General features: G+C 71.1%; 14 protein-coding genes. 10 read left to right on the forward strand and 4 right to left on the reverse strand.

All coding sequences use genetic code 11. The annotated features are described in order from the left end of the window. Positions 1-2 precede the first annotated feature (2 nt). Together ku (C8N24_RS06680) and ku (C8N24_RS06685) are read left to right on the forward strand one after the other, a co-directional pair. Complete coding sequence (gene ku, locus C8N24_RS06680) at positions 3-773, forward strand: non-homologous end joining protein Ku (RefSeq protein WP_121249227.1); 771 nt, start codon at positions 3-5, stop codon at positions 771-773. Continuing rightward, positions 766-1,530 carry a non-homologous end joining protein Ku gene (gene ku / locus C8N24_RS06685; protein WP_121249229.1) on the forward strand — a complete coding sequence of 255 codons (765 nt, stop codon included), beginning with the start codon at positions 766-768 and terminating at the stop codon, positions 1,528-1,530. The genes ku (C8N24_RS06680) and ku (C8N24_RS06685) overlap by 8 nt, the downstream gene beginning before the upstream one ends. Here the strand turns inward: ku (C8N24_RS06685) and C8N24_RS06690 are convergent. Then, on the reverse strand, positions 1,519-2,226 hold the full coding sequence (locus C8N24_RS06690; protein ID WP_170178890.1) for a helix-turn-helix domain-containing protein: 708 nt from the start codon (positions 2,224-2,226) through the stop codon (positions 1,519-1,521). The genes ku (C8N24_RS06685) and C8N24_RS06690 overlap by 12 nt on opposite strands. A gap of 40 nt (positions 2,227-2,266) precedes the next feature. Here C8N24_RS06690 and C8N24_RS06695 point away from each other — a divergent pair, with 40 nt between their 5' ends. The 3 genes from C8N24_RS06695 to C8N24_RS06705 are packed head-to-tail and all read left to right on the forward strand — an operon-like array spanning position 2,267 to position 4,973. Beyond that, positions 2,267-3,229, forward strand: a complete 963-nt coding sequence (locus tag C8N24_RS06695; RefSeq protein ID WP_170178891.1) for an EamA family transporter — start codon at positions 2,267-2,269, stop codon at positions 3,227-3,229. Beyond that, positions 3,139-3,804: an SDR family oxidoreductase gene (locus C8N24_RS06700; RefSeq protein WP_121249235.1), complete on the forward strand. Its 666-nt coding sequence runs from the start codon at positions 3,139-3,141 to the stop codon at positions 3,802-3,804. Before C8N24_RS06695 ends, C8N24_RS06700 begins: the two co-directional genes overlap by 91 nt. Before the next feature lie 2 nt (positions 3,805-3,806). Then, positions 3,807-4,973 (forward strand): alpha/beta fold hydrolase, encoded by a 1,167-nt coding sequence (locus C8N24_RS06705; RefSeq protein WP_121249237.1) that lies wholly within the window; start codon positions 3,807-3,809, stop codon positions 4,971-4,973. Between the two features lie 40 nt (positions 4,974-5,013). Here the strand turns inward: C8N24_RS06705 and C8N24_RS06710 are convergent, their stop codons facing one another. After that, positions 5,014-5,841: a serine/threonine-protein kinase gene (locus C8N24_RS06710; RefSeq protein WP_121249239.1), complete on the reverse strand. Its 828-nt coding sequence runs from the start codon at positions 5,839-5,841 to the stop codon at positions 5,014-5,016. A 113-nt stretch (positions 5,842-5,954) separates the two neighbouring features. Between C8N24_RS06710 and C8N24_RS06715 the strand changes: the two genes are divergently transcribed. Beyond that, positions 5,955-6,794, forward strand: coding sequence for a serine/threonine-protein kinase (locus C8N24_RS06715; RefSeq protein WP_170178892.1), 840 nt, complete (start codon positions 5,955-5,957; stop codon positions 6,792-6,794). Positions 6,795-6,873: 79 nt separating this feature from the next. After that, entirely contained in the window at positions 6,874-8,115 is a 1,242-nt protein-coding gene (locus C8N24_RS06720; RefSeq protein WP_147447664.1) for a protein kinase domain-containing protein, read from the forward strand. A gap of 17 nt (positions 8,116-8,132) precedes the next feature. Here the strand turns inward: C8N24_RS06720 and C8N24_RS06725 are convergent, their stop codons facing one another. After that, a complete protein-coding gene (locus C8N24_RS06725) occupies positions 8,133-9,236 on the reverse strand; it encodes a hypothetical protein (RefSeq protein WP_121249245.1) in 1,104 nt (367 codons plus the stop codon). Between the two features lie 53 nt (positions 9,237-9,289). Here C8N24_RS06725 and C8N24_RS06730 point away from each other — a divergent pair, with 53 nt between their 5' ends. The 3 genes from C8N24_RS06730 to C8N24_RS06740 are packed head-to-tail and all read left to right on the forward strand — an operon-like array spanning position 9,290 to position 12,337. After that, positions 9,290-10,987: a GMC oxidoreductase gene (locus C8N24_RS06730; RefSeq protein ID WP_121249247.1), complete on the forward strand. Its 1,698-nt coding sequence runs from the start codon at positions 9,290-9,292 to the stop codon at positions 10,985-10,987. Next, entirely contained in the window at positions 10,984-11,619 is a 636-nt protein-coding gene (locus C8N24_RS06735; RefSeq protein ID WP_121249249.1) for a hypothetical protein, read from the forward strand. The genes C8N24_RS06730 and C8N24_RS06735 overlap by 4 nt, the downstream gene beginning before the upstream one ends. Then, positions 11,600-12,337, forward strand: a complete 738-nt coding sequence (locus tag C8N24_RS06740) for a hypothetical protein (protein ID WP_147447665.1) — start codon at positions 11,600-11,602, stop codon at positions 12,335-12,337. The genes C8N24_RS06735 and C8N24_RS06740 overlap by 20 nt, the downstream gene beginning before the upstream one ends. Here the strand turns inward: C8N24_RS06740 and C8N24_RS06745 are convergent. Further along, on the reverse strand, positions 12,334-13,524 hold the full coding sequence (locus C8N24_RS06745) for a hypothetical protein (RefSeq protein WP_147447666.1): 1,191 nt from the start codon (positions 13,522-13,524) through the stop codon (positions 12,334-12,336). The two genes, C8N24_RS06740 and C8N24_RS06745, sit on opposite strands and share 4 nt — an antisense overlap. Between the last annotated feature and the right edge of the window lie 35 nt (positions 13,525-13,559).

Raw genomic sequence — 13,559 nt, forward strand, 5'->3', positions numbered from 1 at the left:
CGATGGCTTCTGGACCACGCTCGCTCTGGAACGGCACGCTCACCTTCGGGCTCGTGAACGTGCCCGTGAAGGTGTTCACGGCGCAGGAGTCCAAGAGCATCCACTTCCACCAGGTGCACCTGAAGGACGGGGCGCGGATCGAGCACCGCAAGGTGTGCCCCAAGGAGGACAAAGAGGTCCCCAACGACGAGATCGTCAAGGGCTACGAGCTCTCGGACGGCGGGATCGTCGAGCTGACCAAGGACGAGATCGCAGCCGCCGCCGGTGAGAACGCGAAGCTGATCGACGTCGAGCAGTTCGTCCCCGCCGACGCGATCGACCCGATCTTCTACGACAAGACCTACTACCTCGGCGCGGGCGACGACGGCGAGGACGCGTACCGGCTGCTGCGGGCGGCGCTGGAGAAGACCGACAAGGCCGCGATCGGCCGCTGGGTCTTCCACGACCGCGAGCGGCTCGTGGCCGTCAAACCGCTCGACAAGCTGCTCGCGCTCCACGTCATGAACTTCCACGACGAGGTCGTCGAGCCGGACGACCTGGACCTGCCGAGCCCGCAGAAGAACCCGACCGACCGCGAGCTGCAGATGGCCGGCAAGCTCGTCAAGAGCCTGCAGGCCAAGTTCGAGCCGCACAAGTACAAGGACTCCTATCGCGAGGCCGTGCTCGCCGTGATCGAGCGCAAGCGCAAGGGCGAGGACATCGAGGTGCAGGCGCCCGAGCCCAAGGAGGAGACGGACGACCTGATGAAGGCGCTGGAGGCGAGCCTTGGCTAGAGCGCTGTGGACCGGATCGCTGTCGTTCGGGCTCGTCAACGTGCCCGTGCAGCTCGTCAGCGCCGTGCGCGACCTGGACCTGCACTTCCGCCAGATCCACCAGTCCGACGACACGCCGATCGAGACCCGGCGCGTGTGCTCGAAGGACGGCGAGGAGGTCGACTACGAGGACATCGGCAGCGAGTACGAGGACGTGATCCTCACCGACGAGGAGCTCAGCGCCGCGGACCCCGCCCGCACGCGCACGATCGACATCGAGTCGTTCGTCAAGCTCGACGAGATCGACCCGATCTACTACGACCACCCGTACTACCTCGTGCCGGCCGGCGAGACCGACGGCACCATCCGCGCGTATAGGCTGCTGGCCGGCGTGATGGAGCAGAGCGAGCGGGTCGCGCTCGGCCGCTTCGTGCTGCGGACGAAGGAGTACCTGGTCGCCATCCGCGTGCGCGACAAGGCGCTCACGCTCTCCACCATGCGCTTCGCCGACGAGGTGCGCGACCCGAAGGGCATCCCCGGCGCCGGCGGGCGCACGAAGCCCAACGAGGTCAAGGAGGCCGTGAAGCTGATCGAGGCCCTCTCCGCCGACTGGGACCCGACGGCGTTCGAGGACGAGTACCGCAAGCGCCTGCAGGCGATCGTCCGCAAGAAGCGCAAGGGCGGGGAGATCAAGCTGCCCGAGGCCGATCCTGAGCGCACCCAGGCGGTGCCGGACCTGATGAAAGCGCTCGAGGAGTCGCTGGCCCTACACGGGTAGCGGCTCGGCGACCGGCCGCTCGCCCGACAGGACCCAGTGGCGACCGGAGCGCATCAGCCGCCCGTCCTGCGCGAGCCGGGTCAACGCGCCGGACACCGACGGCCGGCGCGCGCCCGCGAGGTGGCTGAGCACCTCGTGGGTGAGCGGCAGCTCCAGGTGGATGCCGTCCGGGTGGACCTTGCCGTAGCGGTCGGCGAGCTCCCAGAAGAGCATCCACAGGCGCACGTCGAGCTTGGGCTGCTGGGAGATCGCCATCGACGTGACGAGCCGGACGGCGCGGGACATCGCGCGGCCCGCGAGCTCGGCGCCGAGCTGCGGCCAGTGCGCGGCGCGGTTCGTCCAGCGCTGGTCGAGCACGGCGATCCGCGTCGGCGCGACCACCCGCCAGGTCCACTCGGCGTCGATCGTCGTCTCCGCGTCGTACTGCCACGGGCGCAGCAGGTCGCCCGGGCCGAGCAGCTCGGCCGCATGCCGCCCGCCGACGCCGACGCGCCGCAGCAGCAGCCCGTCGACGACGAGCATCCCGTAGCCGCCCTTCGCCCGCTCGAGGTTCTCGGGCTCCGGCTCACGCCACGGCCCGGTGCCGAAGCGCAGGATCGTGGCCCCGGTCGCCTGGCGCGCCTGCTGGCGCTGCTCCGCGGGGACCAGCTCCGCCAGCCCTGGATCGACGTCGAGCACGCTCACCTGGTCGCTCACGGTTTCCGGTGATAGCAGGACCGATCGCCACAATGCCGCGGTGCGCAACCCCCGCCTCGGCTACATCTTGACGGTCGCGTCCGCTTCTTGCTCGGCCCTGAACGGCTCCCTGGCGCGGTATCTGCTCGACGACGGGATGTCCCCCACGCGGCTCTCGGAGCTGCGGTCCGCGATCTCCGCCCTACTCCTGCTCGGAGCCCTCGCCGCCTTTTCCCCCCGACGTCTGAAGATCGCCCGCGCCGACATCCTGCCGCTGGCGTGGCTGGGCATCGCCGGCATCGCGCTCGTGCACGCGAGCTACTTCCTCGCGATCTCGCGGATGGACATCGGCGTGGCGCTCGTGATCCAGTACCTCGCGCCCGCGCTGCTGCTGATCTGGGCGAGCGTCGTGCAGCGGATCCACCCGCCGAAGTCGCTGTGGGGCGCGGTGGCGCTGTCGATCGCGGGCTGCGCGCTCGTCGTCGACGCGCCCGCCGGCACCGACAACCTGGACGCGGTCGGCGTGCTCGCCGCGCTGGCGGGGGCGGTCACGCTCGCGATCTACCTGACGTCGTCGCAGCGCGCCGGCGAGCGCTACGACGCGTTCACCACGCTCACGTGGGGCTTCGGCTTCGCGACGCTCTTCTGGCTGATCGTGAACCCGCTCTGGACGTTCCCGTGGCACCTGCTGGACTCGGCCCGCAACGTCGCGCTCGCGCTCGGCGTCGGCGTGATCGGCACGCTCGTCCCGTTCCTGCTGATCGTGACCGCGCTGCGGCACCTGCCCGCGGCGAACGTGGCCGTGGTGGCGACGCTCGAGCCCGTCCTGGCGTCGATCATCGCCTGGGTCCTGCTCGACCAGGCGCTGTCGGCGACGCAGATCGCGGGCGGAATCGTGGTGCTTGCGGCGGTCACCTGGGTACGGCGCACTCCATGGACGTCCTCGTCGCCGGAGGGCACGGGCAGATCGCCCGCCGACTCCTCCGAATCCTCGCCGCCAACGGTCACCACGCCCGCGGGCTGATCCGCAACCCCGACCACGCCGCCGACCTCGAGGCCGACGGCGCCCATCCCGTGCTGTGCGACCTCGAGCACGACGAGCTGACCCCGCACATCGGCGGCGCGCAGGCGATCGTGTTCGCCGCGGGCGCCGGGCCGGGCAGCGGTCCCGAGCGCAAGCAGACGGTCGACTACGGCGCGGCCGTGAAGTGCATCGAGGCCGCGCAGGCCACCGGTGTCGACCGCTTCGTGATCGTGTCCTCGATCGGCATCCAGGACGCCGTCCACGCCGGCCCGATGCGGGCGTACCTGGAGGCGAAGGGCGCCGCGGACGACGCGCTGCGCACGAGCGGCCTGAGCTGGACGATCGTCAAGCCCGGCGTGCTGACGGACGAGCCGGGCAGCGGCACGGTCGACCTGTCGGTCGGGCCGGCGCGCCGCGACCCGGTCAGCCGCGACAACGTCGCGCTCGTCCTCTACCACGTGCTGCTCGCCGACAACACGATCCGCGCGGAGTTCGAGCTCTTCGACGGGCCGACGCCGGTCCGCGCCGCCGTCGAAGCGCTACAACCGGGCTCCGGGCCGGTTAACGTCGTGTGACCATGCGCAACACGCTCTTCGCCGGGCTCGCGGCCGCTCTGCTCCTCGCGGCCCCCGCCCAGGCGGCCGACATCAAGAAGGGCCCCGCCGGGGCCGCCTTCTACACCCCGCCGAAGACGATGCCCAAGGGCACGCACGGCACGCCGATCTGGGTCCGGAGCCTCACCGGCAAGGCCAAGCTCACGAGCGCGAAGAGCAACCGCCTGCTGCTCTACCTGGGGCAGGACACGACCAACCACGACACCGCCATCTCCGGCACGGTGCACGTGCCCAAGGGCAAGGCGCCCAAGGCCGGCTGGCCGATCGTGACGTGGGCGCACGGGACGAGCGGCATCGCCGACGCGTGCGCGCCGTCGAAGATCGGCATGCCCGCGCAGTACGACCAGAAGCTGCTGAACCAGTGGCTGAAGGCGGGCTACGCGGTCGTGCGCACGGACTACGAAGGCCTCGGCACACCGTCGACGCATCCGTACCTGGTCGGCGTCTCCGAGGGCCGCTCCGTGCTGGACATGGTCCGCGCGGCGCGCAAGCTGGACCGCTCGCTGGGCAAGAAGATCGTGATCGCCGGCCACTCGCAGGGTGGGCACGCGGCGTTGTGGGCCGCGTCGCTGGCCGGCAAGTGGACGCCGGAGCTGAGCGTCCGCGGGACGCTCGCGCTCGCGCCGGTGAGCCACCTCGGCGAGCAGGCGCAGGCGCTCAGCCTGCTGACGACCCCCGGCGACCTCACGGGTCTCGCGGCGCTGATCGTCCGCGGCATCGACGTCGCCGACCCGAAGCTGGACGTCGGCGCGCTGCTCTCCGACCGGGCCCGCGCGCTCTACCCGCAGACGGACGCCGTCTGCCTCGGCGACCTGCGCGAGGCCAGCTCGTTCGGCGGCCTCGCCCCGGCCGAGCTGTTCAAGCCCGGAGCCGACATCGCCCCGCTGGTGGGTGCGCTGAACGAGAACGACCCGGAGACGTTGCGGGTCCGTCAGCCCGTGCAGATCCAGCAGGGCGCCGCCGACACCACCGTCTTCAAGAGCTTCACCGACCAGCTCGTGCCCGAGCTCCAGGCCAAGGGCGGGAAGGTGACGTACAAGACCTACGACGGCGTCGACCACGCGGGCGCGGTGCTGAACGCCAAGTCCGCCGCGGACGCGACGAAGTTCGTCCGCGCACGCCTCAGATGAGGTCGGATGATCGGGGTGGGGCGGAGGGGATGCCCCGACTTCAGATGCCGGCCGCTTTGGCGACGGCCTTGAGGTAGCCCGCCGCGCTGGCGGGGCGGTCTTCCGGCTCCTTCTCGAGGGCCCGGTTGATCGCCTTCGCCGCGGCGGGGTCGATGCCCGCCTCCGACAGGTCCGGCGGGGCCTCTTGCAGATGGGCGAAGAGCACGCGCATCGACGGGCGGCCACCGAACGGCGGCGTGCCCGTGAGGCACTCGTGGATGACGCAGCCGAGCGCGTAGATGTCGGTCGCGGCGCTCACGTCCTCGCCGCGGATCTGCTCGGGTGCCATGTAGTCGAGCGAGCCGAGCGCCTGGCCCGGGCGGGTCAGGTTCGAGGCCTGCGAGTCCTTGGCGAGGCCGAAGTCGGTCACGTAGGCGTGGTCGCCGTCGAGCAGGATGTTCGCGGGCTTGATGTCGCGGTGGACGAGCCCGGAGCCGTGCAGCGCGTCGATGCCCTCGGCCGGGCCGGTGAGCAGGCGCACGGTCGTCGCCAGGTCCAGCGTCCCGGAGCCCTCGATGCGCTCGTGCAGCGAGCCGCCCGGGATCAGCTCCTGGACGAGGTAGGGCAGGCCGCCCGACTCGCCCGCGTCCAGCACCGGGACCACGTGCGGGTGGGAGATCTTCTGGGCCGCGGCGACCTCACGCTGGAAGCGACGGACGAACACCTCGTCCTGCGAGAGCTCGGTCGTCACGACCTTGACCGCGACGGGTCCGCCGCCGTCGGCGACCCCTTCGAAGACGATGCCCATCCGGCCGCGCCCGATCGTCCGCGTGATCCGGTAGGGACCGACGGAATCGCCCGGCCTGGGCTCGAGTGCGATCTCAGGCATACGGGGGCGCGAGTCTATCGGCTTACCGACGGTCCAGCGCCATGCCCGGACTTCCGGACAGCCGCGACTTGCGCCTCGCCCGCCGAGCCGGGACACTTAGGTCCGATCTCGCTATGGACAAGCCAGTGCTCGGTGACTACAGGATCGAGGGGATCGTCGGGGTGGGGCGCATGGGCGTCGTTTATCTTGCGATCGACCGCATCACGGGACGCGCAGTCGCGTTGAAGGTGCTGCGTGATGACGTCGGCGTCGATCCTGTGTACCGCGCGCGCTTCCGGCGCGAGGGTGAGCTGCTCGCCCAGCTCAACCACCCGCACATCATCCCGATCCACGGGATGGGCGAGGTCGACGGCGAGCTCTACATGGCCAGCCGCCTCGTCTCGAGCACGCTGCGCAACCTCATCCTCGCCGGTCCGATCTCCGTGGACGACGCGATGACGATCCTCACCGCGCTGGCCACGGCGCTGGACGCCGCGCACGCCGTCGGCGTCGTGCACCGGGACGTCAAGCCCGCGAACGTGCTGATCGACCCCGGGCCCGACGTCTACCTGGGCGACTTCGGCCTCGCGCGGGACCACGAGGGCAGCCAGCTGACCCTGCCGGGCCAGGTCCTGGGCACGATCGACTACATGGCGCCGGAGCTGCTGGACGGCGAGCGCGTGGGCGCCGCGACCGACATATACGGACTGGCCTGTCTCGCCTGCGAGACGCTGACCGGTACCGTCCCCTATGTGCGCGAGACTGACGCCGCGACCATGTACGCCCACATCGTGGAGCCGCCCCCGAGCGTGTCCGAGCGCCGGCCCGAGTTGCCGGCGGCGCTCGACGCCGTGCTCGCGGCGGGCATGGCGAAGGATCCCGAGGACCGGCCGGCGTCGGCGGGCGCGCTCGTCGTGGACATGCTGGGTGCGCTGGGCCGGCCCGCTCCCGCCTGCCTGGCCGAGGCGGCGTGAGGGACGTGATCCACTGACCCGCCCTGACCAGCAGGCAACAGCCGTCGGGGGAGAGGCGCTCAACGGGCGCTATGAGATCGTGGCGCCCATCTCCAGCGGGGCGATGGGTGCGGTGTACCGTGCCATCGACCGCGAGACGGGCTCGGACGTCGCCGTCAAGCGCCTGCTCGACGTGCGGCACGCGGCCCGCTTCGAGATCGAGGCGCGGCTGCTCGCGAGCCTCAGCCACCCGCGCGTGGTCAAGGTGCTCGACCACTCGAGCGACGAGCAGGGCCTGTACATCGTCATGGACCTCGTCCACGGGGTGGACCTCGGCGCGATCCTCAAGCGCAGCGGCAGCCCCGGGCTGACGCTCGGCGACGCGATCGAGTACGTCCGCCACGGCTGCGAGGCGCTCTCGTACGTGCACTCCCAGCAGATCGTGCACCGCGACGTCAAGCCGCAGAACATGATCCACGGCGAGGACGGCGTGGTGCTGGTGGACTTCGGCGTCGCCCGCGCGCTGGGCAGCGAGGAGGACCAGGGCACGATCGCGGTCGGCACGCCGCGCTACATGGCGCCCGAGGTGTTCGCGGGCGGCACGGTCAGCGCCGCGAGCGACATCTTCAGCCTCGCCGCGACGCTGTGGACGCTGCTGATCGGCACCCCGCCCCGCTACGGCGACGTCCTCAAGCTCGACAAGCTCGCGCCCGACCTCCCGCCGGAGCTCCAGACCGCCCTCGCCGGCGGCCTCGAGATGTTGCCCGAGCAGCGGATCGCGACCGCCGCGGCGTTCGCGGACGCGATCGGCGTGCCCCTCACCGGCGACCGCGGCCACTCGCTCGCGCAGTCCCTCGGCCGGCCGACCACGCGGCGCAAGGTCATGGAGGCGATCGTCCGCACCGCCGCCGGCATGTTCGAGGCGGCCGCCTGCTCGATCGCGCTGACCGACCCGTCGAACGGCGAGCTCGTCTACGAGGCCGCCTGGGGCGCCGGCGCGTCCGAGGTGGTCGGCATGCGCCTCCCGCCCGGCGTCGGCATCGCGGGCGCGGTCGTTGCGTCCGGGGACGGCGTCTTCGTGCCCGAGTGCCGCAAGGACCCGCGCTTCGCCCGCCAGGTCGCGGCGGGCACCGGCTACGTGCCCTACACGATGGTGGTCGCACCGCTCGTCCGCGAGGGCAAGACGATCGGCGTCCTGTCCGTGCTGGACCGCCGCGACGGCGGCCCCTACCTGCGCGAGGACCTCGGCAAGGTCGCCCTGTTCGCCGACCTCGCCGTCGTCGCGCTGGACCTCGACACGTTCCCGCTCTCCTCGAGCGGCGGGCGCACGCTGCTCGCGTAAACGGGCCGCCGTGGCGCTCAGCGCGCCTTGATCGACTCCGCGATCGCCTTCGCCGCGTCGAGGCGCTCGCCCTTGGTGGCGTTGACGGTGATCGCGATGCCGCCCCAGGCGGGGTCGTTGAGCAGCAGGTCGCCGCAGCGGCGGGACGCGCATTCCGGGACGCCGTAGTTCTCGACGATCGCGAGGTTGGACTCCTTCGCCGCCGACTCGAGGGGCTGCAGCTTGCCGACCTGGAACGAGCCCGGGTTCGCGTCCTCCTCCGGCGTGTGGAAGATGCGGATGACGAGGCCGTCGTCGCCGCGCAGGGTGCGCGCGAGCAGGCGGCCGCCGCTCTGGCGCTCGACGCCGCTGATCTTGAAGGCGCGCGGCGCGCGGCCCTCCCAGCCGGGGCCGGAGATGCGGCGGAACGGGTCCTGGGTCGGCTCGGCGCCGGCCTCGGCCGTCGCGGTGGGCGTCGGCTTGGGCTTGGGCTCCTCCTCGTCGCCACCGAGCAGCAGGACCGCGCCGACGATCAGCAGCAGGAGCAACAGCAGCAGGAGGGCGAGGATCAGCCACTTCTTCGACTTGGGCTTCTCGCCGAGGTACTTGCCGCAGTGCGGGCAGATCTCGGTGCCCTTGTCGATCTCGCCGAAGCAGTACGGGCACTGCTCGGCCTCGGGCGGCAGCTCGGCGGTCGCGACCATGTCGAGCTTCTCGGGGCGCAGCGTGTCCGCGTAGGTCGTCGGGACGTCCATCGTGCCCGCGTAGCGGCGGACGCGCACGTTCAGCGGGTTGTCGCAGTCGATCCACAGGGTCACCGCGTCGACCTGGACGTCGACCTCGGCCACACCGCCCGCGCGCCGGCGCGGGATGATCTGGTGCTGGACCTCCGTGCCGCCCCAGACGAGCACGACCCGGTCCTGGAGCACGAGCGACGCGCCGGGCTCCCATTTGCCGAGCCACACCTGCAGCGGGACGAACAGCTCACCGGTGTCGTAGCGGCCGACGTGGGAGGCGACGTCGGGCGCGAAGTACTCGATCGCCTCGTCGACGTCCGCGGCGAAGCGCGGATCGGTCACCGCGGCGCGGGTGCGGGCGGCGGCGTCGTAGAGGGTCTGGGTCTGATCCTGGCCCGTCGTCACTGGACGGACGGTACTTGCTCTCGCGGACCAGCGCCGGTTAGCGTTGGGCCACATTGAGTCCTGACACGCATTTCGACGCGATCGTCGTCGGCTCCGGGTTCGGCGGAGCGGTGACCGCCTACCGGCTGGCCGAGGCGGGCAAGCGCGCCCTGGTCCTCGAGCGGGGCCGGCCGTATCCCCCGGGCTCGTTCACGCGCAGCCCGTACCGCGCCCGCGAGAGCTTCTGGGACCCGCCGCGCGGCCTGACGGGCATGTACCACTACTGGTCCTTCAAGGGCATCGACGCGCTCGTCTCCGCCGGCCTGGGCGGCGGCTCGCTGATCTACGCGAACGTCTTCATCCGCAAGGACGAGCGCTGGTTCGTGCATGAGGACCTCAACGACGGCGGGTACGAGCACTGGCCCGTCGACCGCGCGACGCTCGACCCGCACTACGACCGCGTCGAGCGGATGATCGGCTTCCAGCGCTTCCCGGTCGAGCACGAGCCGTACGCGTCGACGCCGAAGACGCTCGCCTTCAAGGAGGCCGCGACCGCGCTCGGGCTCGAGCACTACCACCCGCCGCTGGCGGTCACGTTCGCCAACGAGGGCCGCCCGCCCGTGCCCGGCGAGGCGATCGTCGAGGAGCTCCCGAACCTGCACGGGCGCACGCGCACGACCTGCCAGATGTGCGGCGAGTGCGACGTCGGCTGCAACTTCGGCGCCAAGAACACGCTCGACTACAACTACCTCACGCACGCCCAGCACCAGGGCGCGGAGATCCGCACGCTCGCGGACGTGCGCCGCTTCGAGCCGCGCGCCGGCGGCGGCTACACCGTCCACTACGCGGACCTGGACGCCGGCGCGCCCGAGGCTCCGCCGACGGTCACGCTGACGTGCGACCACCTGATCCTGTCGGCGGGCACGCTCGGCACGACCAACCTGCTGCTGCGCAACCGGTCCGCGCTGCCCGGGCTGAGCAAGAAGATCGGCACGCGCTTCTGCGGCAACGGCGACCTGCTCACGCTCATCCTCAACACCAGCAAGGTCACCGACGGCAAGCGCGAGCCGCGGATCGTCGACCCGGGCTACGGCCCGGTCATCACGACGACCGCACGCATCCCGGGCGCCGAGGACGGCGGCGAGGGCCGCGGCTTCTACCTCCAGGACGCGGGCTACCCGCAGCACCTGGCCTGGATCCTGCACGTGCTCTCCGCCCCTGTGCAGCTGTGGCGCTGGCGCACGGGCGCGACGCACCTGGTCAAGAACTGGCTCAAGGGCTCGCCGGACACCGACGTCACCGCCCACCTCGCCGACCTGATGCTGCCGAGCGAGCTCTCCTCGGGCGGCCTGCCGCTCCTGAGCATGGGTCGCGACATCCCCGACGGGCGGATGCACCTCAGGAACGGCCGCTTGGACCTGGACTGGAACCGCAAGGCGTCCGAGGACTACTTCTCGCGCGTGCGCACGATCTCCCGCGACATGGCGGGCGTACTCGGCGGGCGCTTCGCCGACAACCCGATCTGGTTCCTCAAGCGCGTGATCACCGTGCACCCGCTGGGCGGCGCGCCGATGGGCCGCACGCGCGAGGAGGGCGTCGTCGACGCGTTCGGCAACGTCTTCGGCCAGCCCGGCCTGCACGTCGCCGACGGCTCGGTCATGCCCGGCCCGACCGGCCCCAACCCCAGCTTCACGATCGCGGCGCTCGCGGACCGCTTCGCCGACCAGATCATCGACCCCGACCGGAGAGCCGCGGAGGCGGCGGCCAGATGAGCGCAACCGTTCGCTTCACCGAGGAGATGCTCGGCCACGTCACGTTCGGCGAGACCGACTACGCGCGTGGCGCGCAGCCGGACCGCGACGGCTCGGCCGCGTTCATGTTCCACCTCACGATCGAGGTGGCCGACATCGACGCCTTCAGCCAGGACCCGCTGCGGCCCGCGGACGCGCGCGGCTACGTGCACTGCGACGCGCTGGGCGGCCGGCTGCCCGTCGTCGCCGGGTTCTTCAACCTGTTCGTGGACCAGGAGCCGGGCGTCAAGCACATGCTCTACCGGCTGCACTTCTACGACGGCGTCGGGCACCCGCTGACGATGATCGGCCACAAGGTGGTGGAGAACGACGCGGGGTTCGACCTGTGGAAGGACACGACCACGCTGTTCACGCGCGTGCTCCGCGGCCACGTCGCCGAGGGGGAGGACGAGGGCGCGGAGGTGGTCGGCTCCGGGATCATCATCATCCGGATGCGAGACTTCGCCAAGCAGCTCACGACGTTCCGGTCCTCGGGACCGGGCCTCGGCGCGCAGCTCGGCGCGCTCGTCAAGTTCGGGGTGATCTTCGTCCAGCAGCTCGCCCAGGTGTACCTACGCAGGGGGTCAAAGCAGCGTGTCGCCGCGCAAGGCTAAGCGGCTCAAGGCCGCCGAGGCGGTCAGAACGAGGTCCAGTGGCCGCACGCACGTGCTCGGCTTCCTCGCCGGCGGCGCGGTGCTGACCGTGTTCGGCGCCGAGCTCACGCGCGTGTGGCGGCTCGGCACGCTCCCGCGCTCCCGCCAGATCCACTCCGAGGAGGAGCGGCGCTCGAAGCCCGTCGAGGCGCTGATGACGCTGCGCGAGGGCTACGCCGTCTCCCGCACGCGCGAGAACGCGCTGTTCAACATGCTCGCCTCCTTCACGGTCGCGTTCGGGATCACGCGCGGCATCACGTGGACGATCCGCGAGAAGGGCGGGTTCGGCCCGATCAAGGACGTCGTGGTCGGCGACCGCCACATCCACCACTTCCTGCCGGGCGGGATCCTCGCGCTCGCGGCCGGCGGCGTCGCCATCGGCACGAAGGGCGAGCAGCTCGACAAGTACCTCGCGTTCCCGTTCGGGGTGGGCGTCGCCCTCGTGCTCGACGAGTCCGCGTTGCTGCTCGAGCTCGACGACGTCTACTGGACCGAGGAGGGCGTGCTGAGCGTCCAGATCGCGTTCGCGGCGATCGCGATGCTGTCCGCGATGGCGTACCTCATCCGCATGCTGCGCAACCCGGAGACGCAGGACTCCGAGTCCGACTGGGAGCTGGCCGCCAAGGCCTGGGACGACCTCCAGATGAGCTCCGGAGGCGTCCCGGGAATCGGGATCTAGTTCGACTCGGCGTCGACGAGCCGCGGGCCGTAGGCCGGCGGCGCGATCAGGAAGGCGACGCCGAAGCCGCTCATCACGCCGACCATCAGGGCGCCCACCCACAGGGTGGGCTCCCAGCCGATGCCCTTGTCGAGCGCGAGGATGCCGTAGTAGGAGATCCACAGCACGGCGGCCGCGATCGGGCCCGCGGTGCGGATGCCGCCGAGCGTCAGCCGCTGTCCGGCGGGCGCGCGGCTCTGCAGCACGTCGATCGCGAGGCCGGTGAGGATCAGCGGGAAGATCAGCGGCCAGTCGCGGTACTCGGTCATGATGCTCACCAGCAGGCCGTAGCCGGTGAAGATCAGCGTCATCGCGCCGAACGGGATGCGCCAGCGGCGCAGGAGCAGCAGCGCCGGGCCGAGCAGGATCAGCGTCGTGATGATCATCGACGCGATGCCGTGGCTGGCGGAGTAGTAGTAGAACGGCCACTGGTCGTCGCCGTAGCCGGTCAGCCCCGCGTTCAGCGACTGCGTCTGGTCGGTGAAGTCGTCCTTGAAGTTCGCCTGGTAGTCGGCGACGAAGTCGCTCGTCGGCGTGACGTTGGTCATGAACGCAGACAGGTACATCGTGATGAAGCCGGAGACGCCGATGAACAGCATCGTGCTCAGCAGCACCGGCGCGAAGCCCTTGAAGTCCAGCGCGATGTCCTGCTTGGCCCACATCGACCGGATGCCGGTGGAGCTCACCAGCAGACCGCCGAAGAACAGCAGCAGGTGCGGCGGCGAGTAGATCGCGTCCACGCCGACCTCGAAGCCGTAGGCGGAGTGCCAGATGAAGTCGGTCGGGCCGCCGAGGCCGAGCGTGATCAGGCCGAGGATGGCGACGCCGTACCCGACCGGGATGGCTTTGAGGTCCGGGATCAGCGACTTGCGCGGATCAGCGCCGGCGGCGAGCTGGTACTTCGTGACGAGCAGGCCCACCCACACGCCGATCACGGTCATGCCGGCGTACAGGAACAGGTGCGGCAGCGACCAGAAGGACTCCTGGCCCGTCTTGTTGTTGTGGCCGCGGCCGTCGAAGAACATCGCGACGATCGGCCACACCGTGAGGGCGGCGGTGATCAGGTCCTCGCGGTACGTGGTCACGGGGCGCTCGCCGCGCGCCGCCGACGGGGCGCTGCGCGCCATCTGAGTCAGGCCTGCTGCCATGGCGCTGATCATCTTCCGAACGCGCGGAAAAAGCG

This window comes from Solirubrobacter pauli (assembly GCF_003633755.1).
Taxonomy (GTDB): domain Bacteria; phylum Actinomycetota; class Thermoleophilia; order Solirubrobacterales; family Solirubrobacteraceae; genus Solirubrobacter; species Solirubrobacter pauli.